Genomic DNA, 2,150 nt, shown 5'->3' on the forward strand with positions numbered 1-2,150 from the left:
CGGCCTGTTTTAAAATCGCCAAGATTTGACTGTCCGTGAAGCGTGACTTTTTCATTGTAAAATCTCCAGATTGCTTATTCTCGGAAATTCTACTTTGAAATGCTACTTTTTTCTGGGGGGATTACCCTGGCCCAGTGCATCCGAAAATGGAAACCGCAGCAGCAGGCAAAACACGGTGAAAATCTTAAACCAGGTAAAGGAGAAAAAGGCAATGGGCACGAAACCCGAGACAAAGGCCGCTCATCTGGTACGCATGCGGGTATGGGGGATAGCGCTGGCCACAGCGATTCCGCCTCACAAATGGAACAAAAGGGCTCGCCAGCTTGTGCATCGCAAACAGACCTGTCCGCGCCTCCACCTTCCAGTAGAGCCAAGGCGCAACTGACAGCCCTGATGCATGCCGAAGCACAGGAGTTGCCACAAAACCTCGGAGAACTTCTGTTGACAACCCTCACCAGCCATCTGGCGGAATTTACAGCCGAAACGGTTGCAGTCGCTGTTGAAGGTTTTCGGCAGACTGGAGCATTGCCGGAGGCGCAAAAGCTGCAAGCGCTCCAAGCCAGCATTGCCCTCCGCACCAGGCTCCAAGGTTTTCTGCAGGCGCAGACGCAAAAACGGTGCAGCATCGGTCGACGCGGAGCCTTGCATCATGGCTCGCTCCATAGGCTGCAAACGGGCAATCCACGCATCTTTCGCAAGGAGGCGGAGCAGCGGGGCCTCAATACCGCCGTACACATTCTGCTTGATGTCAGCGGCAGCATGAGCGGCGCACCCATCGCCTTGGCAAGGCAGGCCTGCTTTGCTGTAACAAAAGCACTGGAAAATATCAGGGGCGTAAACCCTGCCGTCACGGCCTTTCCCGCGACGGCCTCCACAAATTCCGTATTCCCTATCATGCGACATGGTCAAAAGATGCCGGACAGTTTTGACATAAATGCATCGGGCGGCACCCCTCTGGCTGCGGCCTTGTGGTGGGTCATGCAGACCATGCTGTTCCTCAAGGAGCAGCGAAAAATAATTCTGATTATCACTGACGGTGTACCTGACAGCACTCACGCAGCACGACAGGCCTTGAACATAGCTCAAAAGTTTGGCTTTGAGGTTTATGGCCTGGGCATCCGCGATGAGCATATATCCCATCTGCTGCCACAGACCAGCATGGTCATCAACGACCTGCCCGATTTGGCGCCCGCCATGTTTAGTGTACTTCAGGATGCGCTTCTGCAGGGAGGCGCGTCATGATGGTGTCACCGGACTTTTGTCACTGGAATCTGTACCGGACGCTCCGTGCGATTCTCACACACAAACGGCAGCGCATCCCGCGCTGCTGATACCCAAGGAGGATATATGAACCCGTTGGCGTGGATACCTGTGGCCATTGCTGTGTTGCAGGTCATCAAAGAAAACTGGGACGACTAACCATGAACAGGCACACAGGGGTGGGGTCAGACCCGCCCTCTGCGTTTGCCCAACAGAAAAGGAGAAAAGCATGAGCAAGACGTGGACATTTATTGGTGGTGTGGTGGCTGGCATCGTCGGGGTATTGGTAGTGTCCAGAATTTTTCGCACATTTTGTAGCTGCCATGTGGTGTCAGGTCTGGCGCTGTCTTGAAGCTGGCGCGTGCTTTGCGAGCGGGACGCTAAGTGGCGATCCCGCGCTGCAATGCCCGTGACGGCATGGGGCTATGCCGATACTTCTTGATTCATATTCATATACCGCTGTGTACCCCATTTTTGACTTGCCATGTAGCGCAGGCGGGCTGCCACCAGCATCAAGGCGGCGTGTCCATCTGGAAAACTGCCCACAACACGGGTTCGGCGACGAATTTCACGGTTCAGGCGTTCAAGCGGGTTGTTGGTTCGGATATGCCGCCAGTGCGCCATAGGAAAATTATAATAAGAAAGCGTCTCATCACAGCCAGATTCCAGTGTTCTGGCTGCTTTTTCAAGATGCTGCGCCCGGAGCTTTTGGGCCACATCTACCATTTTGCGGCGCGCAGCTTCTTTGTCCTCCTGAGCATGGATCGCTTTGAGCATCAGAGCAACCTCTTTGGCCTTACCGCGCGGAACCGCATGCAGCACGTTGCGATAAAAGTGCACAACGCACCGTTGCCACTTGGCATTGGGGTAAAATTCTCCAAGCGCCTCCA

3 protein-coding genes are annotated in these 2,150 nt (G+C 54.4%); 2 read left to right on the plus strand and 1 reads right to left on the minus strand.

The window, feature by feature from the left end; translation table 11 throughout:
- Nucleotides 1-261: 261 nt before the first annotated feature.
- Together V6C07_RS12885 and V6C07_RS12890 are read left to right on the plus strand one after the other, a co-directional pair.
- A complete protein-coding gene (locus tag V6C07_RS12885; protein WP_333536877.1) occupies nucleotides 262-1,242 on the plus strand; it encodes a cobaltochelatase CobT-related protein in 981 nt (326 codons plus the stop codon).
- 247 nt (nucleotides 1,243-1,489) lie between these two features.
- Nucleotides 1,490-1,612, plus strand: coding sequence for a hypothetical protein (locus V6C07_RS12890; protein ID WP_333536878.1), 123 nt, complete (start codon nucleotides 1,490-1,492; stop codon nucleotides 1,610-1,612).
- A gap of 71 nt (nucleotides 1,613-1,683) precedes the next feature.
- Here V6C07_RS12890 and V6C07_RS12895 read toward each other — a convergent pair.
- A partial coding sequence (locus V6C07_RS12895) for a transposase (RefSeq protein ID WP_333536879.1) occupies nucleotides 1,684-2,150 on the minus strand: 467 nt, incomplete at its 5' end.

This window comes from Desulfovibrio sp. 1214_IL3152 (assembly GCF_036763055.1).
Classification (GTDB): domain Bacteria; phylum Desulfobacterota; class Desulfovibrionia; order Desulfovibrionales; family Desulfovibrionaceae; genus Desulfovibrio.

Bases quoted from the DNA above. Each gene is read 5' to 3' on its own strand.
- V6C07_RS12885 (WP_333536877.1), top strand. From the start codon at position 262: ATGGGGGATAGCGCTGGCCACAGCGATTCCGCCTCACAAATGGAACAA.
- V6C07_RS12890 (WP_333536878.1), top strand. From the start codon at position 1,490: ATGAGCAAGACGTGGACATTTATTGGTGGTGTGGTGGCTGGCATCGTC.